Below are 24696 nucleotides of genomic sequence, written 5' to 3' on the forward strand. Positions count from 1 at the left end.
TGCGGGCCCCGTTCTCGTTTCTGCGCGTTTCGGCTTCAGCTCACCTTGAGCTCGAAGTCGATGCGCTTGAGCCATTCGGCTTCCTGCTCGAAGTCTGCCTGGGTCAGCGGGTTGGCTTCCAGCCAGTCCTTCGGGAACTGCACTTCGAAGTTGTTCCCGGAGGCCCGCAACAGGACGCTCGGCATGGCCGAGGTGCCACGAATGTGGTGGAAGAGAATGGCGAAGCGCAGCAGCACGCAGAGACGCAGCAGCTTCACGCCTTCGTCGCCGAATTCGGCGAACCTGTCCTTCGGGATATTGCGACGATGGCCGCGCACCAGCAGGGCCAGCATCAGTTGGTCCTGGCGGGAGAAGCCGGGCAGATCGGAGTGCTCGATCAGGTAGGCACCGTGCTTGTGATACTGGTAGTGGGCGATGTCCATGCCGATCTCGTGGACGCGCGCGCCCCACAGCAACAGATCGCGGTGCCAATCGTCATCCAGTCCCCAGCTGTCGGCGACCTGTTCCAGGGACGCAAGGGCCTTGGCCTCGACCCGGGCGGCCTGTTCCAGGTCCACATGGCAGCGTTCCATCAGTGCGCCCAGGGTGCGTTCGCGGACGTCCTCGTGGTGATGACGGCCGAGCAGGTCGTAGAGCACGCCTTCGCGCAGGGCGCCTTCCGAGTGCGTCATGTGCTTGAGTTCGAGGGCCTCGAAGATGGCTTCGGCGATAGCCAGGCCGGCCGGGAAGATCGGCCGGCGGTCCGGCTTGATGCCATCGATGTCGAGCTTCTCCACATCGCCCAGCTTGAACAGCTTGCGCTTGAGCCAGGCCAGCCCTTCCGGGTTGATCTCGCCATTGCCAAGCCCCGCTGCCTGGATCGCCAGGCCCACCGCGCGGAGGGTGCCGGAGGCGCCGACCGCTTCCTGCCAGCCGAGGCGGCGCAGGCTGTACTCGATTCCCATCAGTTCCAGGCGAGCGGCGGTGTAGGCCTGCGCATAGCGTGCCGGGGTGATCTTGCCGTCGCGGAAATAACGCTGGGTGTAGCTCACGCAACCCATCTGCAGGCTTTCCCGCAGTTGCGATTCGAAGCGCTGGCCGATGATGAATTCGGTGCTGCCGCCGCCGATGTCCGCCACCAGCCGGCGACCGGGGGTGTCCGGCAGGGTGTGGGAGACGCCGAGGTAGATGAGACGCGCTTCCTCGCGGCCGGAGATGACCTCCACCGGGTGTCCTAGGACCTCCTCGGCACGGCGGATGAACTCGGCGCGGTTGTGCGCTTCGCGCAGGGCGTTGGTGCCGACGATGCGCACCGCGCCTTCCGGCAGCCCGGCGATCATCTGGGCGAAGCGGCGCAGGCAATCGATGCCACGCTGCATGGACTCTTCGTTGAGGTTGCGGTCGTCGTCGAGACCTGCGGCCAACTGAACCTTGTCGCCAAGCCGCTCCAGGATTCGGATCTCGCCGTGGTCGACCTTCGCCACCACCATGTGGAAGCTGTTCGAGCCGAGGTCGATGGCGGCGATCAGGGACGGGATTTCGGCGGGCTTCTGCGGCATGGTTTCGGGTCTCGAGGCTGAACCGCGCAATCCTGCCACGGTTGCCCGGTCGAGCCAACGCGAATAGCGGTACGTTCGTACCAGTACGGCGCGAGCTGGGGGAGCAGTGGCGGGATGCGGCTTTCTCTGGCGAATAGCTGGCTGAGCACACTATAGGTGGGATATGACAGTCGCGCGTCAGCTCGGCCGACGGTCCGCCCGAGTGGCACATGGGCCATCAGTCGAATTGACGTGCTCACCCCTATCCATCAGTTTTGCCCTGTATCGCCATAGCAAAGCTCAATCGCCCTTGGCTTTCGGTCCCGGGAAAGCCGGGATATGATGGCTCCACTTTTTTGCTTCCGAACACGGAGAGATCCTTCCATGAGCGAATTCATCACCAACGTCTCTGATGCCAGCTTCGAGCAGGACGTGCTCAAGGCCGACGGCGCGGTGCTGGTCGACTACTGGGCCGAGTGGTGCGGTCCGTGCAAAATGATTGCTCCGGTCCTCGACGAAATCGCCAAGGACTACCAGGGCAAACTGAAAGTCTGCAAGCTGAACATCGACGAGAACCAGGACACTCCGCCGAAGTACGGCGTGCGCGGCATTCCGACCCTGATGCTGTTCAAGAACGGCAACGTCGAAGCCACCAAGGTAGGCGCCCTGTCCAAGTCCCAGCTGGCTGCCTTCCTCGACGCCAACATCTGATTCCACGCGGCCTCCAGCGCCGCCGGAACAGCGTCAGAAGCGTCCCGGAGAAGCCCCGCGAAATGCGGGGCTTTTTCATTGGGGTGCACTAGACTCGCCGTTGTGCCGGTGTTACATTCGGACCGCTGCTTTTTCTTGCAGCCCTCCACGCCGTCGCCGACGCACTCCTATTCGAATAAGCACAGCGATCCTGTCGCTATCTCTGCGGCGCGGCCTAAAAAGCTCAATGCTTTCCCTTCTCCATTTCTATCTACGTCATTCCTATGAATCTGACCGAACTCAAGCAAAAGCCGATTGGCGAACTTCTGGAAATGTCCGACGCCATGGGCCTGGAGAACATGGCCCGTTCGCGCAAGCAGGACATCATCTTCGCCTTGCTGAAAAAGCACGCGAAGAGCGGCGAGGAGATCTCTGGTGACGGCGTGCTGGAGATTCTCCAGGACGGCTTCGGCTTCCTGCGCTCCGCCGACTCTTCCTATCTGGCAGGCCCGGACGACATCTACGTTTCCCCCAGCCAGATCCGTCGCTTCAACCTGCGTACGGGCGACACCATCGTCGGCAAGATTCGTCCGCCCAAGGAAGGCGAGCGTTACTTCGCGTTGCTCAAGGTCGACTCCATCAACTACGACCGCCCCGAGAACGCCAAGAACAAGATTCTGTTCGAGAACCTCACGCCCCTGTTCCCCAATGAGCGCCTGAAGATGGAAGCCGGCAACGGCTCCACCGAAGACCTCACCGGCCGCGTGATCGATCTCTGCGCACCGATCGGCAAGGGCCAGCGCGGCTTGATCGTGGCACCGCCGAAAGCGGGCAAGACCATCATGCTGCAGAACATCGCGGCGAACATCACCCGCAACAACCCCGAGTGCCACCTGATCGTCCTGCTGATCGACGAGCGCCCGGAAGAAGTGACCGAGATGCAGCGCACCGTGCGCGGCGAAGTGGTCGCCTCCACCTTCGACGAGCCGCCGACCCGCCACGTGCAGGTTGCCGAAATGGTGATCGAGAAGGCCAAGCGCCTGGTCGAGCACAAGAAGGACGTGGTCATCCTGCTGGACTCCATCACCCGTCTGGCGCGTGCCTACAACACCGTGATCCCGAGCTCCGGCAAGGTGCTCACCGGTGGTGTCGACGCCCATGCCCTGGAGAAGCCCAAGCGTTTCTTCGGCGCCGCGCGCAACATCGAGGAAGGCGGTTCGCTGACCATCCTCGCCACCGCGCTGGTTGAAACCGGCTCGAAGATGGATGAAGTCATCTACGAAGAGTTCAAAGGCACCGGCAACATGGAACTGCCGCTGGACCGCCGCATCGCCGAAAAGCGCGTATTCCCGGCCATCAACATCAACAAGTCCGGTACCCGCCGCGAAGAGCTGCTGACTGCCGATGACGAGCTGCAGCGCATGTGGATCCTGCGCAAGCTGCTGCACCCGATGGACGAGATCGCCGCCATCGAGTTCCTGCTCGACAAGCTGAAAGACACCAAGACCAACGACGAATTCTTCCTGTCGATGAAGCGCAAGTAAGTCTTGGATGTTCCACAAAGGCCGGGGAAACCCGGCTTTTGCGTTTCTGCACTGCCCCTTTGTTCTTCTGAATAACCCAGTTCGGCGCTAAACTTTGCGCCCCGACCTGCACGCCCCAAGAGGCTCAAGCATGCAGTATCGCGATCTGCGCGACTTTATCAGCGGCCTGGAAAAGCGCGGCGAGCTCAAACGCATCGCCACTCCGGTGTCGCCGGTGCTGGAAATGACCGAAATCTGCGACCGTACCCTGCGCAAACAGGGGCCGGCGCTGCTGTTCGAAAAACCCACTGGCTTCGACATCCCTGTGCTCGGCAACCTGTTTGGCACCCCCGGCCGTGTAGCCTTGGGCATGGGCGCCGAGGACGTCGGCGAATTGCGCGAGATCGGCAAGCTGCTGGCCTTCCTCAAGGAGCCTGAGCCGCCCAAGGGCCTGAAGGACGCCTGGTCCAAGCTGCCGATCTTCAAGAAGGTCATCGCCATGGCACCCAAGGTGCTGAAGGACGGCCCCTGCCAGGAAGTGGTGGAAGAGGGCGACGACGTCGACCTCAGCAAGCTGCCGGTGCAGACCTGCTGGCCTGGCGACGTCGCCCCGTTGATCACCTGGGGCCTGACCGTCACCCGCGGTCCGAACAAGGAGCGGCAGAACCTCGGCATCTATCGCCAGCAGGTGATCGGCCGCAACAAGGTCATCATGCGTTGGCTGAGCCACCGTGGCGGCGCGCTGGATTATCGCGAATGGTGCGCCAAGCATCCGGGCGAACCTTTCCCGGTGGCGGTCGCCCTGGGCGCCGACCCGGCGACCATCCTCGGCGCCGTGACCCCGGTGCCGGATACGCTTTCCGAATATGCCTTCGCCGGCCTGCTGCGCGACAACCGCACCGAGCTGGTGAAGTGCCGTGGCAGTGACCTGCAAGTGCCGGCCAGCGCGGAGATCGTCCTCGAAGGGGTTATCCACCCCGGCGAAATGGCTGACGAAGGTCCCTACGGCGACCACACCGGCTACTACAACGAAGTGGATAGCTTCCCGGTGTTCACCGTGGAGCGCATCACCCGCCGGCAGAAGCCGATCTACCACAGCACCTACACCGGTCGGCCGCCGGATGAGCCTGCCATCCTCGGTGTGGCGCTGAACGAAGTCTTCGTGCCGATCCTGCAGAAGCAGTTCCCCGAAATCGTCGACTTCTACCTGCCGCCGGAAGGCTGTTCCTACCGCATGGCGGTGGTGACCATGAAGAAGCAGTACCCCGGCCACGCCAAGCGCGTAATGCTGGGTGTCTGGTCGTTCCTGCGACAGTTCATGTACACCAAGTTCGTCATAGTCACCGACGACGACGTCAATGCGCGGGACTGGAACGACGTGATCTGGGCCATCACCACGCGCATGGACCCCAAGCGCGACACGGTGATGATCGACAACACCCCGATCGACTACCTGGACTTCGCCTCGCCCATCTCCGGCCTCGGCTCGAAGATGGGCCTGGACGCCACCCACAAGTGGCCGGGCGAGACCAACCGCGAGTGGGGTCGGGTGATCGTCCAGGACGACGCGGTCAAGCGCCGCGTCGATGAGCTGTGGTCCTCTCTGGGAATCGATTGATGCGTGTCACCCTGCAACCCTCCGGCGCGGTCATCCAGACGGCTCCCAGCGAGCGCATCCTGGATGCGGCGCGTCGGCTCGGCTACGAGTGCCCGCAAAGCTGCCGCAACGGGAACTGCCATATTTGCGCGGCCCTGCTGGTGGAAGGACGGGTGCTCCAGAATGGCGTCGAGCTGAGTCAGGGCGAGTTGTTCACCTGCCTGGCCGAACCCCTGGAAGACTGCGTCCTGCACTGGGATGGCGTGCTGGCACCGGGCGAATTGCCAGTGCGCAGCCTGAGCTGCCAGCTCACCGAGTGCGCGCCGGTAGGGGGCGACGTCTGGCGCGTACGCCTGCGCGCCCCGGCGGGCAAACCGCCGCGCTATCACGCTGGACAGTACCTGTTGATCGAACGGGAAGACGGCGAGTCCTCGGCCTTCTCCATGGCTTCCGCGCCCAGCGCCGGGCGGGACATCGAACTGCATATCCTCGGCCGTGAGAACAGTGCCAAGTCATTGCTCGCCCAACTGCAGCGCACCCGCATGGCCAAGGTCCGCATGCCCTTCGGCGACACCCATCTGGCGGAGTTGCCGGACGGTCCGCTGGTGCTGATCGCCGCAGGCACGGGGATGGGGCAGATCCACAGCCTGATCGAGCACTGCCGCGCGACCGGCTTCAAGCATCCGGTACACCTGTACTGGGGCGTGCGCCAGCCGGAAGACTTCTACGAGTTGGTCCATTGGGACGATTGGCAGGGCCTGGACAACCTGATCCTGCACAAGGTGGTCAGCGACCCCTGTGACTGGCAGGGCCGTCGTGGCCTGCTGCACCAGGTGGTGTGCGAGGACTTCCCGGACCTCAAGCAACTGCGGGTCTACGCCAGCGGCTCTCCGGCGATGGTCTACGCCACCCTGGATGCGCTGGTTGCGGCCGGGATGGATGCCCACCAGATGCGCGCGGACGTGTTCGCCTACGCACCACGCTCCTGAGCGAGGGCCATGAAAAAGGCCGCCCTGAGGGCGGCCTTTTTTGTTTCGTTGGCGCGAATCAGCGTACTTCGACCACGACCTTGCCGACGGCCTGGCGCGTGGCCAGTGCATTGATCGCGTCGCTTGCGCGCTCCAGCGGGAAAGTCTGGGACACCAGTGGCTTGAGTTTGCCTTCGGCATACCAGGCGAACAGCTGCTGGAAGTTGGCCAGGTTGTCCTGGGGCTGGCGCTGGGCGAAGGAGCCCCAGAACACGCCCACCACCGAGGCACCCTTGAGCAGGGCCAGGTTCACCGGCAGCTCGGGGATGCGACCGCTGGCGAAACCGACCACCAGCAGCCGGCCGTTCCAGTTGATCGAGCGTACGGCAGCATCGAACAGGTCGCCGCCCACCGGATCGTAGATCACGTCGGCGCCCTGGCCTCCGGTCAGCTCCTTGACGCGATCCTTGAGGCTTTCCTCGCTGTAGTTGATCAGTGCGTCTGCGCCGGCGGCCTTGGCCACTTCGAGTTTTGCCGCACTGCTGGCCGCAGCGATCACCCGTGCGCCCATCGCCTTGCCGATTTCCACCGCCGCCAGGCCGACACCGCCGGAGGCACCCAGCACCAGCAGGGTCTCGCCGGCTTGCAGGTTGGCGCGCTGCTTGAGGGCATGCATCGACGTGCCGTAGGTCATGCCGAAAGCAGCGGCGGAGTTGAAGTCGATGCCCTTGGGAATCGGCATCACGTTGTAGGACGGCACGGCCACCTGCTCGGCAAAGCTGCCCCAGCCGGTCAGCGCCATCACGCGATCACCCGGCTTGAGATGGCTGACCTTCTCGCCCACCGCCGCGACCACGCCAGCCGCTTCACCGCCCGGAGAGAAGGGGAAGGGAGGCTTGAACTGGTACTTGCCTTCGATGATCAGGGTGTCGGGGAAGTTGACCGCCGCCGCATGGACGTCGATCAGGATTTCGTTCTTCTTCGGCTCGGGGCTGGCGACTTCCTCCAGCACCAGGGTATCGGCGGGACCGAAGGCTTTGCACAGGACGGCTTTCATCGCGGAGCTCCTTGGCTTGGGGCTCGGGCCCCGGGCATGTGGCCTTGCAGTGTAGGTTGGGGGGCAGGGCGGTCAATCAGCATGGCCGCGCCTGATAGGCCTGCATAAACGGAGGTCTTGGGGCTTGCCGCGGCTGTGGCTATGCTAGGCGCCATTCGTGCTGAGGATGACCCTGGTGAAAAGACTGACTGCATTGCTGCTGGCCCTGACCCTTCCCTTGCTGGCGGTGGCCAACGAGGAAGAAGAGCCCAAGGAAGGTGAGGCGCCCAAAGTCGCCTATATCGATCTGGTGCCTTCGCTGGTCGGCAACTATGGCCCGGGTCCTCGCCTGAAGTACTACAAGGCCGATGTTTCCCTGCGGGTTAGCGGGCCTGAGGCGCAGGACAAGGTCACCCGCCACGAGCCACTGATCCGCAACCAGCTGGTGATGTTGTTCTCCCAGCAGACCGACGAGAGCCTGGCCTCGCCCGACTCGAAGGAAAAGCTTCGTCAGGAAGCCCTCAAGCAGGTGCAGCAGGTGTTGAACGGCGAGGAAGGCGAACCACTGGTGGACGACCTGCTGTTCAACAACCTGATCATTCAGCCCTGACCTTTCTCCCACAGGCAGGTGCGGTTGCGCCCTTCGTGCTTGGCCCGGTACAGCGCAGCGTCGCTGCGTGATACCAGGCTGTCGGGCTGCTCTTCGCGGGCCGGATCGGAAACGGCGATGCCGATGCTCAGCGTCAGCCGCCCTTCGGGACTGGCCGGGTGCTCGATCTGCAGTTCCGCCACAAGCGCCATCACCCGTTCGGCCACATGTTGTGCACCGTCTTCGGCCGTGTTGGCGAGGATGATGGCGAACTCTTCCCCGCCATAGCGGCAGGCCACGTCACCTTCACGCTGCAGGCTCTGCTGCAGCGCCTGGGCCACCCGGCGCAGGGCGTCGTCGCCGGCCTGGTGACCGAACTGATCGTTGAACGCCTTGAAGTGATCTACGTCCAGCATCAGCAACGCCAGCGGCGCACCAAGGCGGCGCAAACGGCGCCACTCGCCGTTCAGCTGCCGGTCGAAATAGCGCCGGTTGTACAGGCCGGTCAGGCCGTCCAGTTGGGATAGCCGCTGCAGCCGCGCTTCCAGTTCCAGCCGCTCGCGATTGTCGCGCGAAACGCCGATCAGATAGTCGCGACCATTCTGACTCACCAGTTGTGCACTGATTTCCGCCGCCTGGAGGCTGTCGTCGGCGCGGCGCATCTCGCGCTGGAAAATCCCCGAGTTGCCATCCCGGCGAGCCTGGCGCACCAGTTCCAGCCAGGTGTGGAAGCCGGGCAGGAGTTGTTCCGGGTCATCTTTCAGCAGTTGGCGAAAGGCCTCGGCGCTGTAGCCGAGGCTCGCATGGGTGGCTCGGTTCATGTGCAGGATCTCGCGAGTGGCGAGGTCGAAGATGAACAGGCCATCGTGGCTGGAGTCGGTCAGGTCCAGTGCCAGTTGCAGGCGCTCGCGGCTCTCGCGCAGGTCCTGTTCGGCGTGCTCGCGCTGGCTGACTTCTTCGTTCAGGCGCCGATAGCCGGTCTGCAGGGCACTGGCGCGCCGCGCGTTCTCCAAAGCCAGGGAGAGGGCGGCGACCAGCAGCAGGCTGGTAAGCAGGCCAGCACCAAGGACCACCTGGGGCAGCGGCGAGCTGAGCTGCTCCACCAGTTTTTCGGTTGGGGAAAGTTGCAGGGCGAAGTTGCTGTTGTTGAGCAGATGCAGCGGTACGCGCTGGCTGAGGGCCGCCAGGCTTTGCGGTTGTTCCTGGAGGTAGATGGATTGACCGGACTCCAGCAATTGGACGCTGAAGTCGCGATTGTCGAGGCTGCCGAGCAGCGCATCCATCAGGGATTCGACGCGGAATACGCCCTGGAGGAAGCCATCGAAGGAGCGGTCACCCTGTTCATTGTTGATGAACAGCGGGGTGTAGAGGATAACGCCACGTCCGCCCTGGACCAGGGCGAAGCTGTTGGACAGCTGCGCCTCGCCACTGGCCTTTGCCTGCATGGCGAGGTTGAAGTTGGGATGAATGCGCGTCAGGCGAAAGCCAATGGCTGCCTCGTTGCCTTGTTCCGGCATGACCCAGCGCATACGCAGGTCTTCGCCCATCCACTGAATCGACTGGTAGCCAGGGAAGTGCTCCAGGGCGAAAGTGACTTCCAGGTTCCACTCATCTCGCGGAAGCCGGCCCTGGTGGTTCCACAGCATGGCAATGCGCCGTAGACCTTCGACCTCGTCGATCAGGTTGTTTTCCAGTTTTGCGGCCAGGGCGCGCGCCTGATAGCCGACGCGCTCGCGAATGCGGTCCTGGTGGGCATCTTCCAGTTGCTTCCAGAGCAGCAGGCTGGTGCCGCACAGCGCCAGGAAGAGCAGCGCGAGTGTCGTTCGGACCAGCCAGGCGGGATGAGAGTGCGGCATGGGGGCGCCCCGGGAGATTCCCTCCCTCATAGCACAGGGCCATGCCCGACTCAACGCAGGGCGAGCACTCCGGCCCATTCTTCTTCGGTCACCGGCATCACCGACAGGCGGCTACCTTTCTGCACCAGGGGCATGCCGGACAGCACTGCCTGCTCGCGCAACCGGCCGAGCGGAATGACTCGCGGGAAGGCTTCGACGAATTCCACGTCCAGCGCGCTCCACGGATTCTTCTCGGCGTTCGCCTTGGGGTCGTGGTAATGGCTCTGCGGGTCCAGGGCGGTGGGGTCCGGATAGGTCTCGCCAGCGATTCGCGCGATACCGGCAATGCCCGGCTCGGGGCAGCTGGAGTGGTAGAAGAAGAACAGCTCGCCGGGACGCATGGCGCGTATGAAGTTGCGCGCCTGGTAATTGCGCACGCCATCCCAGCGCGCCTTGCCCAGGCGCTGCAGGTCATGGATGGAAAGTTCGTCGGGTTCGGATTTCATTAGCCAGAAAGGCATGAACTTTGCTCCTGTACGTTCGTCCTTAATTGGGGCACCCGGGCTTCACGACCGGCCGACGGCCGGTTGGCGTCATAAATTGCGTGTTCGCTCACGTTGCCGGAGAATGCCGCGCCTTAAGCTGCTGCTGCCGTTCGGTCCAATCAAAACAACAACTCGCCATCGGTCATCGCGCGAAGTTTGCCTGCAAGGGGGAGGCAATCGATGAAACGCAAAAAGCCAGACATCCTCTGGGTATTGGTCATTATTTTTGGCCTGGGTGTCGTTACCACCGGTTACACGCAAAGCCTGTGGGAACGCCAAAGCAACGCACCCGTCAATCTGACCCAACAGCCCTGATCCTACTTGACCGGCATCGCAAGGATCGCGATGCCGCCGTCAGTCTCCTCAGTACCAGCCCTTGTCCGTCACGGTCGCCTGCAGGGCCACGTCCCAACTGGCGAGCTCCAGCCTGTCCACCTTTTGGCATTCATGCGCCAGGCCCAGCAGGGTCGGTTTGCGCCATTGGCGACGGCGCGCCAGATAGGCCAGGCTGCGGTCATAGAAGCCGCCGCCCATTCCCAGGCGTCCACCTGTTTCATCGAAGCCCACCAGCGGCATCATGACCAGATCCAGTGCCCAGACCTTGCGTTGCTGCGCCTGATTGGCGCGCGGTTCGAGGATGCGGAAGCGATTCTTCTGCAGCCGTTCGCCCGGCAGCAGGCGCTGGAACACCATTTTCTCCCGGGGCCAGGCATTGAGAACCGGCAGGTAGGCACGCTTGCCCCGGCGCTGGGCTTCACGCAGCAGCGGGCGCGGATCGATTTCGCCATTGGTCGGCAAATAGAGGGCAACGTGCCGGGCGCGGCGAAACAGCGGGTCCTGCGCGAGTTGGCGGTACAGGGACTTGGCGGCGTGCTTCTGCTGGAGGGGGGTAAGTGCGCGACGGGCCTGGCGGAGCAGGCGGCGCAAGCTCTGGCGGGAATGGGAACCGGCGCAGATCATGAAGAAAATAGACTCCCCGGTCGTGCCGCTGTCGGGTTAGCCCTTGAACCCGAAAGTTCAAGGTGGAGGCTGCAGGAGGCGTTAAGGCTTTCCGTCAGGCGGACATGCACACCGGCCTCAACTTGCAACCCCCGTGGTTGCATTTATCGGCTCAGGGACATCACCGACTGGCCAACACACCAGGGAGCTGGCGGCGAGTATACCCCAAGAACCGTTCAGGAAACTGCAATGCGTCGGTCCGGTCGCGTCAAAAAACGCCAGAAAGCGTCACTTGGTCGCAGCCGGACGATGCTCAGGCCTGCTGGGCGTCGGGGTCGGCGGCCAGGGCGTGATCGACGCGTTCCAGCAGGTCACGCACCCGCTCGCGAGTGGACGTGGCTTCCTGGTCCAGGCGCTGCTGCTTGTGCAGCAGGTCATGGGTGATGTTCAGCGCCGCCATTACGGCGATGCGGTCGGCACCGATGACTTTGCCGCTGGAACGTATCTCGCGCATCTTCCCGTCGAGGTAGCGGGCAGCGCTTTCCAGGTTGGCGCGCTCGTCCGCAGGACAGGCGATGCAGTATTCCTTATCGAGGATTTGGACGGTGACGGTGTTGGACTGGGTCATGAATCCTGCTCCAGGGCTTTCAGGCGCGAAATCATCGCTTCGACCTTGAGCCGGGCCATTTCGTTCTTTTCGATCAGATGAGCGCGTTCTTCGCGCCAGGCCTTCTCGCTGGCAAGCAGGAGCCGGTTCTGGGCCTTGAGCTGCTCGACGCGCTGGATCAGCTGTTCCAGCTTGGCTGTCAGTGCATGCAGTTCGGCGTCTTCCATGGGCTGTCTACTTGGTGAGGAGTGACCGGGACTATATAGGACTGACACGGGGAAGGGTCAAACCCGCAGGCGACTGTGCGAATTGTCGCATGCCCGTAGATAGGGCCCGGTGGACGGGCGGCCAATGCTGCCTTCGTCGCGCCAGGCTGCTAGGATACGAGGCCGTCATTCTAGTGATTGCGCCCTCTGGCGCCTAGCCACCCATATGTCCAGTTCGAATTCTCCTTACAACGCTTTCGCCGCGCTCCTCGCCTCCACTGGCCAGCCGGTTTCTCCCGCTGAATTGCACGGCATGCTGCTGGGTCGCAGTTGCGCCGGTGCTGGTTTCGAGCCGGAGCCCTGGCTGGAAGATGCCGCCGAACTGCTCGGTAGCGCCCCGCAGGACAACCTGCGCCAGGCCCTGATCGGCCTGCAGGAAATGGTCAAGAGCGAATTGACCGGCACGGAAATGGCCGTGGTCCTGCTGCTGCCCAGCGACGACGCGCCTCTGGCCGAGCGTGCCACCGCCCTTGGCCAGTGGTGCCAGGGCTTCCTCGGTGGTTTCGGCTTGACCGCCCGCGAAGGTGCGCTGTCCGGCGAAGCCGTCGAAGTACTCCAGGACCTCGCCTCGATCGCCCAGGTGCAGAGCGCACTGGAGGATTCCGACGACGGCGAAAGCGACTATATGGAAGTGATGGAGTATCTGCGCGTCGCGCCCCTGCTGCTCTTCGCCGAGTGCGCCAAGCCCGCCGCGCCGGCCGCCAAACCCTCGTTGCATTGACCCGAGTGGCGGGCGCCGCCCGCCCTGAAGGAGCGCGCATGACCCGTATCCCCAAGGCTGAATACGCCCGCCGCCGCAAGGCGCTGATGGCGCAGATGGAAGCCAACAGCATCGCCATCCTCCCCGCCGCGCCCGTGCATATCCGCAACCGCGACGTCGAGCACGTCTATCGCCAGGACAGCGACTTCCAGTACCTCAGCGGTTTCCCCGAGCCGGAAGCGGTGCTGGTGCTGATCCCCGGCCGCGAACACGGCGAGTACGTGCTGTTCTGCCGCGAGCGCGATCCGGAGCGTGAACTCTGGGACGGCCTGCGCGCCGGTCAGGACGGCGCCATCCGGGATTTCGGCGCCGACGACGCGTTCCCCATTGGCGACATCGACGACATCCTGCCTGGCCTGATCGAAGGACGCAGTCGCGTCTACTACTCCATCGGCACCAACACCGAGTTCGATCAGCACCTGATGGAGTGGGTCAACACCATCCGCTCCAAGGCCCGCCAAGGCGCCCAACCGCCCAAGGAATTCGTTGCGCTCGATCACCTGCTGCACGACATGCGCCTGTACAAGTCGGCGGCGGAAGTGAAGGTCATGCGTGAGGCCGCCGAGGTCTCTGCCCGTGCCCACGTGCGCGCCATGCAGGCCTCCCGTGCAGGTCTGTACGAGTACCACCTGGAAGCCGAGCTGGAATATGAATTCCGCAAGGGCGGCGCGAAGATGCCGGCCTATGGTTCCATCGTCGCCGCCGGCAAGAACGCCTGCATCCTGCACTACCGCGAGAACGACGCCCCGTTGAAGGACGGCGATCTGGTGCTGATCGACGCCGCCTGCGAGCTCGATTGCTATGCCAGCGATATCACCCGCACCTTCCCGGTCAGTGGTCGCTTCAGCCCTGAGCAGAAGGCCATCTACGAGCTGGTGCTGAAATCCCAGGAAGCCGCCTTCCTCGAAATCGCCCCCGGCAAGCACTGGAACGCCGCCCATGAGGCGACCGTGCAGGTGATCACCGCCGGGTTGGTGGAGCTGGGCCTGCTCAAGGGCGACGTTGACGAGCTGATCGCCGCCGAGGCCTACAAAGCCTTCTACATGCACCGTGCCGGCCACTGGCTGGGCATGGACGTGCACGACGTCGGTGAATACAAGGTCGGTGGCGAGTGGCGCGTGCTGGAACCCGGCATGGCGATGACCGTCGAACCCGGCATCTACATCGGCGCCGACAACCAGGATGTGCCGAAGAAGTGGCGCGGCATTGGCGTGCGTATCGAGGATGACGTGGTGGTGACGAAGACCGGCTGCGAAATCCTCACCGGTGGCGTGCCCAAGTCCGTGGACGAAATCGAGGCGCTGATGGCTGCTGCGCGCAGCCAGGCCGCCTGACATGCATCACTGCCAAGTTGCGATCATTGGCGGCGGCCTGGTCGGCGCCAGTCTCGCCCTGGCGCTGCAGGACGGTGCCAGGGCGCGGGGTTGGAAGATCGTCCTGATCGAACCCTTCGCCCCCGGCAGCGGCTTCCAGCCCAGCTACGACGCGCGCTCTTCCGCTCTGTCCTTCGGCAGCCGGCAGATCTACGAGCGCCATGGCCTCTGGCAGACCATCGCGCAGCGTGCCGAGCCCATCCTGCAGATCCACGTTTCCGATCGCGGACGTTTCGGCGCCGCGCGTCTGGCGGCCCTCGAAGAGGGCGTGCCGGCCCTGGGCTATGTGGTCGAGAACGCGTGGCTCGGCCAATGCCTCTGGCAGGCGCTGGACGAGGAGGTGGTGACCTGGCATTGCCCGGCCGAAGTGGTCGGCATGCAGGCGCTGGAAGGTGGATACCGCCTGACCCTGAATGACGAGACCCAAATCGATTGCGACCTCGCGGTGCTCGCCGATGGCGGGCGCTCCGGGCTGCGCGAGCAACTGGGCATCGGCGTGCGTCGCACCCCGTATCGGCAGACGGCACTGATTGCCAACGTCAGTCCGCTGGAGGCCCATCGCGGCCAGGCGTTCGAACGCTTCACCGATGATGGCCCGATGGCCTTGTTGCCGCTGCCGGAAAATCGCTGTGCGCTGATCTGGAGCCGCCCAGGGGATGATGCCGAGCGCCTTGCCCGGCTGGATGAGCGGCGCTTCCTCGACGAGCTGCAGGACGCCTTCGGCTACCGCCTCGGGGCCTTCCAGCAGGTCGGTGCACGGCACCTCTATCCGCTGGAACTGGTCGAAGCTGAGGAACAGGTGCGCTCCAGCCTGGTGGTGCTGGGCAACGCTGCCCACAGCCTCCACCCCATCGCCGGCCAGGGTTACAACCTGTCCCTGCGCGACGCCCAGGCGTTGGCCGAGGCATTGCTGGCCAGCGACAGGCCCCTCGGCGATCTGGTCACCCTGCAGAACTACCTGCAGCGCCAACGCCTGGACCAGAACCTCACGGTGGGTTTCTCCGATCAGGTGACCCGCCTCTTCTCCAACGCCGAACCGCTGCTGACCGCCGGACGCAACCTGGGCCTGCTCGGCCTCGACCTGCTGCCGCCGGCCAAGCGCTGGTTCGCCCGCCAGGCTATGGGCCTGGGCACTCGCCCGGACTGATCGGGCGTGCCTCACACGGACACACAGGGAGCCTCAAGGCCTGATATGGAATTGCGCGCGGATCTGATCATCGTGGGCGCCGGCATGGTCGGCAGTGCGCTGGCCCTGGCGCTCAAGGACAGTGGCCTGGACATCCTGCTGATCGATGGCAGCCCGCTCAGCGTCAAACCCTTCGACCCGGCCGGCGCCTTCGAACCGCGCGTCAGCGCCCTGTCCGCCGCGAGCCAGCGCATCCTCCTGCGCCTGGGCGCCTGGCCGGGTGTCCTCGCGCGGCGCAGCAGCCCCTATTCCGATATGCATGTCTGGGATGGCTCCGGCACCGGGCAGATCCACTTCTCCGCCTCCAGCGTGCATGCCGATGTGCTGGGCCACATCGTCGAGAACCGCGTGATTCAGGACGCCCTGATGGAGCCCCTGCACGACAGCGGCATTGGCCTGATGCCCGGTGCGCGCCTCGAGCGGATGCGCCGTTCCGGCGACGACTGGCTGCTGACCCTGGTGGATGGTCGCGAACTGCGCGCGCCACTGGTGGTGGCCGCGGACGGCGCCAACTCCGCGGTGCGTCGCCTCGCCGGCTGCGCCACCCGTGAATGGGATTACCTGCACCACGCCATCGTTACCAGCGTGCGCTGCGCCGAACCGCATCAGCGTACGGCCTGGCAGCGTTTCACCGACGACGGCCCGCTGGCCTTCCTTCCCCTTGAGCGTGACGGCGAGCATTGGTGTTCCATCGTCTGGTCGGTAACCCCGGCCGAGGCCGAGCGCCTCATGGCCCTCGACGACGCCGGCTTCTGCAGCGAACTCGGCCGGGCGTTCGAATGGCGCCTGGGCGACGTGCTCGGTGCTGATCCGCGCCTGTGCATCCCGCTGCGCCAGCGTCACGCCAAGCGCTACGTCGAAGAGGGCCTGGCGCTGATCGGCGATGCCGCCCACACCATCCACCCGCTGGCGGGGCAGGGGGTCAATCTCGGCTTCCTCGATGCCGCCGTGCTGGCCGAAGTGCTGCAGCATGCCGCTGGCCGTGGCGAGCGCCTGGCCGACGAGCGCGTGCTGGGGCGTTTCGAACGTCGGCGCATGCCCCACAACCTGGCGATGATGGCGGCGATGGAAGGCTTCGAGCGTCTGTTCCAGGCCGATCCGTTGCCCTTGCGCTGGCTGCGAAACAGTGGCCTGAAATGGGTGGATGGCATGCCCGAGGCCAAGGCGCTTTTCGTACGCCAGGCGTTGGGACTTTCCGGCGATCTACCGGACCTGGCGCGCGCCTAAGAACCTCCATACGTATCGCCCGCGCCGCAACAACTGCGTGTGTCGATTCTTGGGTTTCGTTCGTTCGGAACCCATGAATACATACCCCGACATATAAACCCTTAGAGTTCACAACTGAGGTTGACTATCATTCAGCCTTCGTCGACATCACAAGAGGCTCCTGCAATGCGGGTACGTAAGTCCCTTTTCGCGCTTCTCGCGCTGTCCGCCGCCGCCGCTTCGGCCCAGGCCGCCGATGAAGTGGTGGTTTACTCCTCGCGGATCGATGAGCTGATCAAGCCGGTATTCGATGCCTACACCGCCAAGACCGGCGTGCAGATCAAGTTCATCACCGACAAGGAAGCTCCGCTGATGCAGCGGATCAAGGCCGAGGGCGATAACGGCGTAGCCGACCTGCTGCTCACCGTGGACGCCGGCAACCTCTGGCAGGCCGAGCAGATGGGCATCCTTCAGCCGTTCACCTCGCCGACCATCGACGCCAACATTCCGCCCCAGTACCGCTCCGGCAGCCACGCCTGGACCGGCCTGTCGCTGCGCGCGCGGACCATCGTCTACTCCACCGAGCGGGTGAAGCCGGAAGAGCTGTCCACCTACGAGGCGCTGGCCGACAAGAACTGGGAAGGCCGGCTCTGCCTGCGTACCGCGAAAAAGGTCTACAACCAGTCCCTGACCGCCACCCTCATCGAAACCCACGGTGCGGCCAAGACCGAGGAAATCCTCCAGGGCTGGGTGAACAACCTGGCGACCGACGTGTTCGCCGATGACAACGCGGTGATCCAGGCGGTGGATGCCGGTCAGTGCGACGTCGGTATCGTCAACACCTACTACTACGGCCGCCTGCACAAGGCGAACCCGGAACTGCGGGTGAAGATCTTCTGGCCGAACCAGGCTGACCGTGGCGTCCACGTCAACCTGTCCGGCGTCGGCCTGACCAAGCATGCGCCGCATCCCGAGGCCGCCAAGGCCCTCGTGGAATGGATGACCACTGATGAGGCGCAAGCCCTGTTCGCCGGTATCAATCAGGAATTCCCGGCCAATCCGAAGGTCAAGCCGTCCGAGGAAGTCGCCGCCTGGGGCAGCTTCAAGGCGGACACCATCCCGGTGGAGGTCGCCGGCAAGCGCCAGGCTGAAGCCATCAAGATGATGGACCGGGTCGGCTGGAACTGATCCACCGCTCTGCCGCTATACTCGACGCCCCGGCCAGCCCGGGGCGTCCTGTTTCGATCCCCGAGAGGTTTGCGTGGCCCATCCCGCCCAGCGTCGCTGGTATCCCATCAGCTTTGCCGTCGCCGTCCTGGTCCTATTGCCCCTGAGCGTCCTGCTGCTGTCCTGGGGAGAGGTGGATGGGGAAATCTGGTCCCACCTGTGGGAAACCCAGATGCCACGCCTGCTGGGCAATACCCTGCTGCTGGTCACCGGTGTGTCGGTGGGCGTGACCGTGATCGGTGTCAGCCTGGCCTGGCTCACCAGCCTTTGCGAATTCCCCGGCCGGCGTTGGCTGGACTGGGCGCTGATGCTGCCATTCGCCGTCCCGGCCTACGTCCTGGCCTTTGTCTTCATCGGCCTGTTCGATTTCTCCGGGCCGGTGCAGACCCTGCTCCGCGAGTGGTTCGGCACCGGCCTGCGGCTACCCCGGGTGCGCTCCACCGGCGGCGTGATCCTGGTGCTGGTGCTGGTCTTCTACCCCTACGTCTACCTGCTGGCCCGGGCCGCTTTCCTGGCTCAGGGCAAGGGCCTGATGGAAGCCGCCCGAGTGCTCGGGCAATCGCCCTGGCAGGCCTTCTGGCGCGTCGCCCTGCCCATGGCGCGACCGGCCATCGGCGCCGGCCTGGCCCTTGCCATCATGGAGACCCTGGCCGACTTCGGCGCCGTGGCCGTCTTCAACTTCGATACCTTCACCACCGCCATCTACAAGACCTGGTATGGCTTCTTCAGCCTCTCCAGCGCCGCCCAGCTAGCCAGCCTGCTGCTGCTCGGCGTCTGCCTGGTGCTCTACGGCGAGCGCCGTGCCCGGGGTGCCAGCCGCCCGGCCAGCGAACGACCGCGAGGCAAGGCGCTGTATCACCTGCATGGGGTAAAGGCCCTGGCGGCGACCTGCTGGTGCTCGCTGGTGTTCGCCTGCGCCTTCGTCATTCCCATGCTGCAACTGCTGGTGTGGTTCTGGCAGCGCGGTCGTTTTGATCTCGACGAGCGTTACGCCGGGCTGATCCTGCATACCCTCTACCTCGGTGGCATGGCGGCGCTGCTGACCGTTTGCGTTGCGCTGCTGCTGGCATTCGCCCGACGCCTGGCCCCGACCCGTCCGGTTCGCGCTGCAGTGGGGCTGGCCAACCTCGGCTATGCCTTGCCGGGTTCGGTGTTGGCGGTTTCCATCATGCTCGCCTTCAGTTATCTCGACAGCCAGTTGGTGATCCCCCTTTCCGGTTGGCTGGGTGGTGCCGGCAAGCCATTGCTGCTGGGCAGCCTCGGCGCCTTGCTGCTGGCTTACCTGGTGCGCTTCATGGCGGTCGCCTATGGACCGCTGGAAAACGGCCTGGCACGTATCCGTCCGTCCTTGCCGGAAGCGTCCCGCAGTCTTGGCGTCGGTGGCCCGGCGCTGTTCTTCCGGGTTTACCTGCCCTTGCTGGTGCCGGGCACGCTCAGCGCGGCATTGCTGGTGTTCGTCGATGTGCTCAAGGAAATGCCCGCCACCCTGCTGATGCGCCCCTTCGGCTGGGACACCCTGGCCGTGCGCATCTTCGAGATGACCAGCGAAGGCGAATGGGCGCGCGCCGCGTTGCCCGCCCTGACCCTGGTGCTGGTCGGCCTGCTGCCAGTGATCGGCCTGATACGCCGTTCGGCACGACGGATCGGCCACTGAAGCCGACTTCGAACGGCGCGCCGAGGCCCGGGCGAGACGGGCTGCGATGGCCTTTGGCCTGCTCGCGGAAGCGGTAGCTGCTAACGGGCGGCTGGAGTGTCCACTGTCCCACCTTGCGGCTACAATGCGCGCCATTCGTTGCGGCCCACCCCGCCGCGGCAGCGGATGAACCCGCTCCGAAGGCCAGCCGCATCCTCGCCAAGCCCGGAAGGAGAAACCCATGGGACAGCGCACTCCATTGCATGACCAACACGTGGCGCTGGGAGCCAAGATGGTCGATTTCGGCGGCTGGGACATGCCGCTGCACTACGGCTCCCAGGTCGAGGAGCACCATCAGGTGCGCCGCGATTGCGGCGTCTTCGACGTCTCCCACATGACGGTAGTGGATGTTGCCGGCAGCCAGGCCAAGGCCTGGCTCCAGTACCTGCTGGCCAACGATGTGGAGCGCCTGCAGGCCTCTGGCAAGGCACTCTACAGCGCCATGCTCGATGAAAAGGGCGGCGTGATCGACGACCTGATCGTCTACGTCACCGACTTCGGCTACCGCCTGGTAGTCAATGCCGCCACGCGCGACAAGGACCTCGCCTGGATGCAGGCCCGCAGCCAGGGCTTCGACGTCAGCCTGACCGAACGCGCCGACCTGGCCGTGCTCGCCATCCAGGGCCCCAGTGCCCGCGCCAAGGTGGCCGAACTGCTGAGCACCGAACGCGCCGCACTGATCCACGAACTCAAACCCTTCCAGGGCCTGCCTGACGGCGACTGGTTCATCGCCCGTACCGGTTACACCGGCGAAGACGGCCTGGAAATCCTGCTGCCCGCTGACCAGGCCGCCGGCTTCTTCAACGAACTGGTGGGCGCCGGCATCGCCCCCATCGGTCTCGGCGCCCGCGACACCCTGCGTCTGGAGGCTGGCATGAACCTCTATGGCCAGGACATGACCGAGGAGGCCTCACCGCTGGTTTCCAACATGGCCTGGACCGTTGCCTGGGAGCCCGAATCCCGCGACTTCATCGGTCGTCAGGCCCTGGAAGCCGAACGCACCGCCGGTGTGGCGAGCAAGCTGGTCGGCCTGGTGCTGGAAGAGCGCGGCGTCCTGCGCGCCCATCAGGTGGTGCGCGTGGAAGGCGTTGGCGAGGGTGAAATCACCAGCGGCAGCTTCTCCCCGACCCTGAACAAATCCATTGCCATGGCGCGTGTGCCGATGGCCACCGGCGATCGTGCCGAAGTGGAAATCCGCGGCAAGTGGTTCCCGGTTCGTGTCGTTCGGCCGAACTTCGTGCGCAATGGCAAAGCCTTGATCTAAATTTTCAGGCGGGCCATCCGCCACAGACTCTGAGGAACTCGACATGAGCAACATCCCCGCTGAACTGCGTTACGCCCCGAGCCACGAGTGGGCCCGCCTGGAAGCCGATGGCACCGTGACCGTGGGCATCAGCGACCATGCCCAGGAAGCCCTGGGTGACGTGGTCTTCGTCGAACTGCCGGAAGTCGGCAAGACCCTGTCCGCCGGTCAGGAAGCGGGCGTGGTGGAGTCGGTGAAGGCCGCTTCCGACATCTACGCGCCGATCGCCGGTGAAGTGATCGCCGTGAACGAAGCCGTGAGCGACGCCCCTGAGAGCGTCAACAGCGATCCGTATGGCGCCTGGTTCTTCAAGCTCAAGCCCAACGACGCGGCCGACCTGGACAAACTGCTCGACGCCGCCGCCTACAAGGCAGCCGCCGACGCCGATAGCTGATTCACCCGCTATCCTTCAAAAAGCCTCGCTAGTCGAGGCTTTTTGTTTTTCGATGAGGCCAAACGAGGTTCTGCCCATGTCCCAGATGCCCTCGCTGTCGCAGCTCCAACAGCCCGATGCCTTTCTTCGCCGCCACCTGGGTCCGGACGATGCGGAGCAGCAGGCGATGCTGGAAACCCTTGGCCTCGCCAGCCGCGGTGAGCTGATCGTGCAGACGGTGCCGCCGGCGATCCGCCTCAATCGCCCCCTGGACCTCCCGCCGGCGCTGGACGAGCAGCAGGCCCTGGCGAAACTGCGTGGCTACGCCGAGCAGAACCAGCTGTGGACCAACCTCATCGGCATGGGCTACTACGGTACCGTCACCCCCACGGTGATCCTGCGCAACGTGCTGGAAAACCCCGGCTGGTACACCGCCTACACCCCTTATCAACCGGAAATCGCCCAGGGTCGGCTGGAAGCGCTGCTGAACTTCCAGCAACTGACCATCGACCTCACCGGGCTCGACCTCGCCAGCGCCTCCCTGCTGGATGAAGCCACCGCTGCCGCCGAAGCCATGGCCCTGGCCAAGCGGGTGGCGAAGTCGAAGAGCAACCTGTTCTTCGTCGACGAGGACTGCCACCCGCAGACGATCTCGGTGGTACAGACCCGCGCTGACGCCTTCGGCTTCGAGGTGGTGGTGGACCATGTGGATAACCTCGCGCAGCACCAGGTATTCGGCGCGCTGCTGCAATATCCCGACACCCACGGCGAAATCCGTGACCTGCGCCCGCTCATCGAACACCTGCATGGCCAACAGGCACTGGCCTGCGTCGGTAGCGACCTGCTCAGCCTGCTGCTGCTCACGCCCCCCGGCGAACTGGGTGCCGATGTGGTGTTCGGCTCGGCGCAGCGCTTTGGCGTGCCCATGGGCTACGGCGGTCCGCATGCCGCATTCTTCGCGACCCGTGACGACTTCAAACGTGGCATGCCGGGCCGGATCATCGGCGTGTCCAAGGATGCACGGGGCAATGTCGCCCTGCGCATGGCCCTGCAGACCCGCGAACAGCACATCCGCCGCGAGAAGGCCAACTCCAACATCTGCACGGCCCAGGTGCTACTGGCCAACATCGCCAGTTGCTACGCCGTCTACCACGGCCCGGAGGGTCTGAAGCGCATCGCCCAGCGCGTCCACCGACTCACCGCGATCCTCGCCGAAGGCCTGGCGCGGCGGGGTATCCAGCGCGACAACCAGTACTACTTCGACACCCTGACCCTGGACGTCGGCGGCAGCCAGACCGCGATCATCGAATCCGCCAAGGCAGCACGCATCAACCTGCGCATCCTCGGACGCGGCAAGCTGGGGGTCAGCCTCGATGAAGCCTGCACGGCAGAAACCGTGGAGCAGTTGTTCAGCATCTTCCTCGGTGCGGATCACGGCCTGTCCGTCGCCGAGCTGGACGACGCCGTGCTGGTACCGGGCATTCCGGCGGAGCTGGCGCGCAGCAGCGACTACCTCGCCCACCCGGTGTTCAACGCGCACCACAGCGAAACCGAGATGCTGCGCTACCTCAAGCAGCTGGAGAACAAGGACCTGGCGCTGAACCAGGCGATGATCCCGCTGGGCTCCTGCACCATGAAGCTCAACGCCACCAGCGAGATGATTCCCATCACCTGGCCGGAGTTCGCCAACCTGCATCCCTTCGCCCCTCGCGAACAGGCACTGGGCTACAAGCTGATGATCGACGAGCTGGAGGCCTGGCTCTGCGCAATCACCGGCTTCGATGCCATCTGCATGCAGCCCAACTCCGGCGCCCAGGGCGAGTACGCCGGGTTGCTCGCCATTCGCCGTTACCACGAGAGTCGCGGTGAGGGGCATCGCAACATCTGCCTGATCCCCGCATCCGCCCACGGCACCAACCCGGCGTCGGCGCAGATGGCGAGCATGCGGGTGGTGATCGTCGACTGCGACCTGGAGGGCAACGTCGACCTGGAGGACCTCAAACGCAAGGCTGGCGAGGCGGGCAGTCAGCTGTCCTGCCTGATGGCCACCTACCCCTCAACCCACGGTGTGTATGAGGAGGGCATCCGCGAGATCTGCGAGGTTATCCACAGCCATGGCGGCCAGGTGTACATGGACGGTGCCAACCTCAATGCCCAGGTGGGCCTGGCGCGGCCGGCGGATATCGGTGCCGACGTCTCGCACATGAACCTGCACAAGACCTTCTGTATTCCCCACGGCGGTGGCGGGCCGGGCATGGGCCCGATCGGCGTTCGCGCACACCTGGCGCCCTTCGTTGCCAACCATCCGGTGATCGAGCTGAAAGGGCCGAATCCCGAAAACGGCGCGGTCAGCGCGGCGCCCTGGGGCAGTGCGAGCATCCTGCCGATCAGCTGGATGTACATCGCCATGATGGGGCCGGACCTGGCCGATGCGACCGAGGTGGCCATCCTCAGTGCCAACTACCTGGCCAAGCAGCTCGGCGACGCCTACCCGGTGCTCTACAGCGGCCGTAATGGCCGGGTGGCCCACGAGTGCATCCTCGACCTGCGGCCGATCAAGGCGGAAACCGGGATTACCGAGGAGGACGTAGCCAAGCGCCTGATGGACTACGGCTTCCACGCGCCGACTATGAGCTTCCCAGTGCCTGGCACTTTGATGGTCGAACCCACCGAGAGCGAGAACAAGCACGAGCTGGATCGCTTCATCGAGGCGATGCTGAGCATTCGCGCGGAGATCGCCAAGGTGCAGGCGGGTGATTGGCCGGCCGAGGACAATCCGCTCAAGCGTGCGCCGCACACCCTGGCCGACGTGACCGGCCACTGGGAGCGCCCCTACAGCATCGAAGAGGCCGTCACCCCCAGCGCCCATACGCGGGACCACAAGTACTGGCCAGCTGTGAATCGGGTGGACAACGTCTTTGGCGACCGCAACCTGTTCTGCGCCTGCGTGCCGGTCGAGGATTATCGGGAGTAGGGTGTACGCGAAACACCGCCCGCGCCATTCGCCAGCAAGCTGGCTCCTACATCCGAGCCTTCGCCTATCCCTGTAGGAGCGAGCTTGCTCGCGAAGGGCCCCGCGCAAGCGTTACTCCTCGGTGGTGAGGATCGCGTTGGCCAGTTCGCTGTCGCTGGCTTTGAGATCCGGATGTTCACTGCGGATGCGCTGCAGTGCGGCTTCCAGGTACGGGCCACGGATTTCGCCGCCACTGGCGACAAAACTGCTGGCATCGTCGCGCGCCGCGACGATCAGTTTGTCGTCCTTGAAGCTCAGGTATGTGGAGGCGGTGGTTGCGCCGGACGAGATGACATCGCGCCAGAAGTCACCGTCAGCCATGGCCGAGCCAACGGGCAGGGCAACCAAGGCGAGGGCGGCTGCATACAGACGAGTGCGCATAGCGTGTTACTCCGTTCTCGGTGGACCTGAATATTCAGATTCAGCCCTCCAATCCGGAGTTCAACCTGT

Annotated in this window: 23 protein-coding genes and 1 other RNA gene; 15 read left to right on the forward strand and 9 right to left on the reverse strand. The window is 64.6% G+C overall.

Annotation, left to right across the window (positions count from 1 at the left end; all coding sequences use genetic code 11):
• Window positions 1-35: 35 nt before the first annotated feature.
• Window positions 36-1538 (reverse strand): exopolyphosphatase, encoded by a 1503-nt coding sequence (ppx, locus tag MnOB_RS18010; RefSeq protein WP_077525599.1) that lies wholly within the window; start codon window positions 1536-1538, stop codon window positions 36-38.
• A 363-nt stretch (window positions 1539-1901) separates the two neighbouring features.
• On the opposite strand from ppx, the gene trxA reads away from it, so the two are divergent.
• The 4 genes from trxA (at window position 1902) to MnOB_RS18030 (ending at window position 6316) form a co-directional block, all read left to right on the forward strand.
• Window positions 1902-2228 (forward strand): thioredoxin TrxA, encoded by a 327-nt coding sequence (trxA, locus tag MnOB_RS18015; RefSeq protein ID WP_044873156.1) that lies wholly within the window; start codon window positions 1902-1904, stop codon window positions 2226-2228.
• Between the two features lie 263 nt (window positions 2229-2491).
• Window positions 2492-3751 (forward strand): transcription termination factor Rho, encoded by a 1260-nt coding sequence (rho, locus tag MnOB_RS18020; RefSeq protein WP_016495310.1) that lies wholly within the window; start codon window positions 2492-2494, stop codon window positions 3749-3751.
• Between the two features lie 130 nt (window positions 3752-3881).
• Window positions 3882-5348, forward strand: coding sequence for a 4-hydroxy-3-polyprenylbenzoate decarboxylase (gene ubiD / locus MnOB_RS18025; protein WP_077525600.1), 1467 nt, complete (start codon window positions 3882-3884; stop codon window positions 5346-5348).
• Window positions 5348-6316: a CDP-6-deoxy-delta-3,4-glucoseen reductase gene (locus MnOB_RS18030; RefSeq protein ID WP_077525601.1), complete on the forward strand. Its 969-nt coding sequence runs from the start codon at window positions 5348-5350 to the stop codon at window positions 6314-6316. The genes ubiD and MnOB_RS18030 overlap by 1 nt, the downstream gene beginning before the upstream one ends.
• 58 nt (window positions 6317-6374) lie before the next feature.
• Here MnOB_RS18030 and MnOB_RS18035 read toward each other — a convergent pair whose 3' ends face one another.
• The gene (locus tag MnOB_RS18035) at window positions 6375-7352 is read right to left on the reverse strand and encodes an NADPH:quinone oxidoreductase family protein (RefSeq protein WP_077525602.1); all 978 of its coding nucleotides are present in this window, start codon (window positions 7350-7352) and stop codon (window positions 6375-6377) included.
• Between the two features lie 175 nt (window positions 7353-7527).
• On the opposite strand from MnOB_RS18035, the gene MnOB_RS18040 reads away from it, so the two are divergent.
• Complete coding sequence (locus MnOB_RS18040) at window positions 7528-7941, forward strand: flagellar basal body-associated protein FliL (RefSeq protein WP_077525707.1); 414 nt, start codon at window positions 7528-7530, stop codon at window positions 7939-7941.
• Here the strand turns inward: MnOB_RS18040 and MnOB_RS18045 are convergent.
• Both MnOB_RS18045 and MnOB_RS18050 read right to left on the reverse strand, forming a co-directional pair.
• Complete coding sequence (locus MnOB_RS18045) at window positions 7932-9776, reverse strand: sensor domain-containing diguanylate cyclase (protein ID WP_077525603.1); 1845 nt, start codon at window positions 9774-9776, stop codon at window positions 7932-7934. The two genes, MnOB_RS18040 and MnOB_RS18045, sit on opposite strands and share 10 nt — an antisense overlap.
• 50 nt (window positions 9777-9826) lie before the next feature.
• Window positions 9827-10276 (reverse strand): EVE domain-containing protein, encoded by a 450-nt coding sequence (locus tag MnOB_RS18050; RefSeq protein ID WP_077525604.1) that lies wholly within the window; start codon window positions 10274-10276, stop codon window positions 9827-9829.
• A gap of 204 nt (window positions 10277-10480) precedes the next feature.
• Between MnOB_RS18050 and MnOB_RS29385 the strand changes: the two genes are divergently transcribed.
• Window positions 10481-10615, forward strand: a complete 135-nt coding sequence (locus tag MnOB_RS29385) for a hypothetical protein (protein ID WP_256873449.1) — start codon at window positions 10481-10483, stop codon at window positions 10613-10615.
• Window positions 10616-10663: 48 nt separating this feature from the next.
• Here the strand turns inward: MnOB_RS29385 and MnOB_RS18055 are convergent, their stop codons facing one another.
• The 4 genes from MnOB_RS18055 to MnOB_RS18070 all read right to left on the reverse strand — a co-directional run bounded on the left by MnOB_RS18055 (window position 10664) and on the right by MnOB_RS18070 (window position 12073).
• On the reverse strand, window positions 10664-11260 hold the full coding sequence (locus MnOB_RS18055; protein WP_077525605.1) for a 5-formyltetrahydrofolate cyclo-ligase: 597 nt from the start codon (window positions 11258-11260) through the stop codon (window positions 10664-10666).
• A 9-nt stretch (window positions 11261-11269) separates the two neighbouring features.
• Window positions 11270-11449: non-coding RNA, 6S RNA (gene ssrS, locus MnOB_RS18060), on the reverse strand.
• 103 nt (window positions 11450-11552) lie between these two features.
• Window positions 11553-11867: a cell division protein ZapA gene (locus MnOB_RS18065; RefSeq protein WP_077525606.1), complete on the reverse strand. Its 315-nt coding sequence runs from the start codon at window positions 11865-11867 to the stop codon at window positions 11553-11555.
• A complete protein-coding gene (locus tag MnOB_RS18070) occupies window positions 11864-12073 on the reverse strand; it encodes a TIGR02449 family protein (protein ID WP_077525607.1) in 210 nt (69 codons plus the stop codon). Before MnOB_RS18070 ends, MnOB_RS18065 begins: the two co-directional genes overlap by 4 nt.
• Window positions 12074-12278: 205 nt before the next feature.
• Here MnOB_RS18070 and MnOB_RS18075 point away from each other — a divergent pair, with 205 nt between their 5' ends.
• From MnOB_RS18075 to gcvP, 9 genes are all read left to right on the forward strand, one after another.
• Entirely contained in the window at window positions 12279-12833 is a 555-nt protein-coding gene (locus tag MnOB_RS18075; protein ID WP_077525608.1) for a YecA/YgfB family protein, read from the forward strand.
• A 38-nt stretch (window positions 12834-12871) separates the two neighbouring features.
• The gene (gene pepP / locus MnOB_RS18080; RefSeq protein WP_077525609.1) at window positions 12872-14206 is read left to right on the forward strand and encodes a Xaa-Pro aminopeptidase; all 1335 of its coding nucleotides are present in this window, start codon (window positions 12872-12874) and stop codon (window positions 14204-14206) included.
• Between the two features lies 1 nt (window position 14207).
• Window positions 14208-15392: a 2-octaprenyl-6-methoxyphenyl hydroxylase gene (ubiH, locus tag MnOB_RS18085; RefSeq protein ID WP_077525610.1), complete on the forward strand. Its 1185-nt coding sequence runs from the start codon at window positions 14208-14210 to the stop codon at window positions 15390-15392.
• 45 nt (window positions 15393-15437) lie between these two features.
• The gene (locus MnOB_RS18090; RefSeq protein WP_077525611.1) at window positions 15438-16658 is read left to right on the forward strand and encodes a 2-octaprenyl-3-methyl-6-methoxy-1,4-benzoquinol hydroxylase; all 1221 of its coding nucleotides are present in this window, start codon (window positions 15438-15440) and stop codon (window positions 16656-16658) included.
• Between the two features lie 165 nt (window positions 16659-16823).
• Complete coding sequence (locus tag MnOB_RS18095; protein ID WP_077525612.1) at window positions 16824-17825, forward strand: extracellular solute-binding protein; 1002 nt, start codon at window positions 16824-16826, stop codon at window positions 17823-17825.
• A 73-nt stretch (window positions 17826-17898) separates the two neighbouring features.
• Entirely contained in the window at window positions 17899-19518 is a 1620-nt protein-coding gene (locus tag MnOB_RS18100; protein WP_077525613.1) for an ABC transporter permease, read from the forward strand.
• 220 nt (window positions 19519-19738) lie between these two features.
• Window positions 19739-20821 carry a glycine cleavage system aminomethyltransferase GcvT gene (gene gcvT / locus MnOB_RS18105; RefSeq protein WP_077525614.1) on the forward strand — a complete coding sequence of 361 codons (1083 nt, stop codon included), beginning with the start codon at window positions 19739-19741 and terminating at the stop codon, window positions 20819-20821.
• 43 nt (window positions 20822-20864) lie between these two features.
• Window positions 20865-21254: a glycine cleavage system protein GcvH gene (gcvH, locus tag MnOB_RS18110; protein WP_077525615.1), complete on the forward strand. Its 390-nt coding sequence runs from the start codon at window positions 20865-20867 to the stop codon at window positions 21252-21254.
• 76 nt (window positions 21255-21330) lie between these two features.
• Entirely contained in the window at window positions 21331-24207 is a 2877-nt protein-coding gene (gene gcvP, locus MnOB_RS18115) for an aminomethyl-transferring glycine dehydrogenase (protein ID WP_077525616.1), read from the forward strand.
• A gap of 111 nt (window positions 24208-24318) precedes the next feature.
• On the opposite strand, the gene MnOB_RS18120 is transcribed toward gcvP, so the two are convergent.
• Complete coding sequence (locus tag MnOB_RS18120) at window positions 24319-24627, reverse strand: DUF2388 domain-containing protein (RefSeq protein ID WP_077525617.1); 309 nt, start codon at window positions 24625-24627, stop codon at window positions 24319-24321.
• Window positions 24628-24696: the final 69 nt, after the last annotated feature.

Source organism: Metapseudomonas resinovorans (assembly GCF_002003485.1).
GTDB lineage: Bacteria > Pseudomonadota > Gammaproteobacteria > Pseudomonadales > Pseudomonadaceae > Metapseudomonas > Metapseudomonas resinovorans_D.

What these genes read in the sequence shown, in the direction of transcription:
- MnOB_RS18070 (WP_077525607.1), bottom strand. Translation starts at nt 12,073, where the DNA reads ATGGAAGACGCCGAACTGCATGCACTGACAGCCAAGCTGGAACAGCTG.
- ppx (WP_077525599.1), bottom strand. Translation starts at nt 1,538, where the DNA reads ATGCCGCAGAAGCCCGCCGAAATCCCGTCCCTGATCGCCGCCATCGAC.
- MnOB_RS18090 (WP_077525611.1), top strand. Translation starts at nt 15,438, where the DNA reads ATGGAATTGCGCGCGGATCTGATCATCGTGGGCGCCGGCATGGTCGGC.
- ubiH (WP_077525610.1), top strand. Translation starts at nt 14,208, where the DNA reads ATGCATCACTGCCAAGTTGCGATCATTGGCGGCGGCCTGGTCGGCGCC.
- MnOB_RS18050 (WP_077525604.1), bottom strand. Translation starts at nt 10,276, where the DNA reads ATGCCTTTCTGGCTAATGAAATCCGAACCCGACGAACTTTCCATCCAT.
- MnOB_RS18120 (WP_077525617.1), bottom strand. Translation starts at nt 24,627, where the DNA reads ATGCGCACTCGTCTGTATGCAGCCGCCCTCGCCTTGGTTGCCCTGCCC.
- rho (WP_016495310.1), top strand. Translation starts at nt 2,492, where the DNA reads ATGAATCTGACCGAACTCAAGCAAAAGCCGATTGGCGAACTTCTGGAA.
- MnOB_RS18045 (WP_077525603.1), bottom strand. Translation starts at nt 9,776, where the DNA reads ATGCCGCACTCTCATCCCGCCTGGCTGGTCCGAACGACACTCGCGCTG.
- MnOB_RS29385 (WP_256873449.1), top strand. Translation starts at nt 10,481, where the DNA reads ATGAAACGCAAAAAGCCAGACATCCTCTGGGTATTGGTCATTATTTTT.
- MnOB_RS18055 (WP_077525605.1), bottom strand. Translation starts at nt 11,260, where the DNA reads ATGATCTGCGCCGGTTCCCATTCCCGCCAGAGCTTGCGCCGCCTGCTC.
- MnOB_RS18065 (WP_077525606.1), bottom strand. Translation starts at nt 11,867, where the DNA reads ATGACCCAGTCCAACACCGTCACCGTCCAAATCCTCGATAAGGAATAC.
- pepP (WP_077525609.1), top strand. Translation starts at nt 12,872, where the DNA reads ATGACCCGTATCCCCAAGGCTGAATACGCCCGCCGCCGCAAGGCGCTG.
- trxA (WP_044873156.1), top strand. Translation starts at nt 1,902, where the DNA reads ATGAGCGAATTCATCACCAACGTCTCTGATGCCAGCTTCGAGCAGGAC.
- MnOB_RS18075 (WP_077525608.1), top strand. Translation starts at nt 12,279, where the DNA reads ATGTCCAGTTCGAATTCTCCTTACAACGCTTTCGCCGCGCTCCTCGCC.
- gcvH (WP_077525615.1), top strand. Translation starts at nt 20,865, where the DNA reads ATGAGCAACATCCCCGCTGAACTGCGTTACGCCCCGAGCCACGAGTGG.
- MnOB_RS18035 (WP_077525602.1), bottom strand. Translation starts at nt 7,352, where the DNA reads ATGAAAGCCGTCCTGTGCAAAGCCTTCGGTCCCGCCGATACCCTGGTG.
- gcvP (WP_077525616.1), top strand. Translation starts at nt 21,331, where the DNA reads ATGTCCCAGATGCCCTCGCTGTCGCAGCTCCAACAGCCCGATGCCTTT.
- MnOB_RS18095 (WP_077525612.1), top strand. Translation starts at nt 16,824, where the DNA reads ATGCGGGTACGTAAGTCCCTTTTCGCGCTTCTCGCGCTGTCCGCCGCC.
- gcvT (WP_077525614.1), top strand. Translation starts at nt 19,739, where the DNA reads ATGGGACAGCGCACTCCATTGCATGACCAACACGTGGCGCTGGGAGCC.
- ubiD (WP_077525600.1), top strand. Translation starts at nt 3,882, where the DNA reads ATGCAGTATCGCGATCTGCGCGACTTTATCAGCGGCCTGGAAAAGCGC.
- MnOB_RS18030 (WP_077525601.1), top strand. Translation starts at nt 5,348, where the DNA reads ATGCGTGTCACCCTGCAACCCTCCGGCGCGGTCATCCAGACGGCTCCC.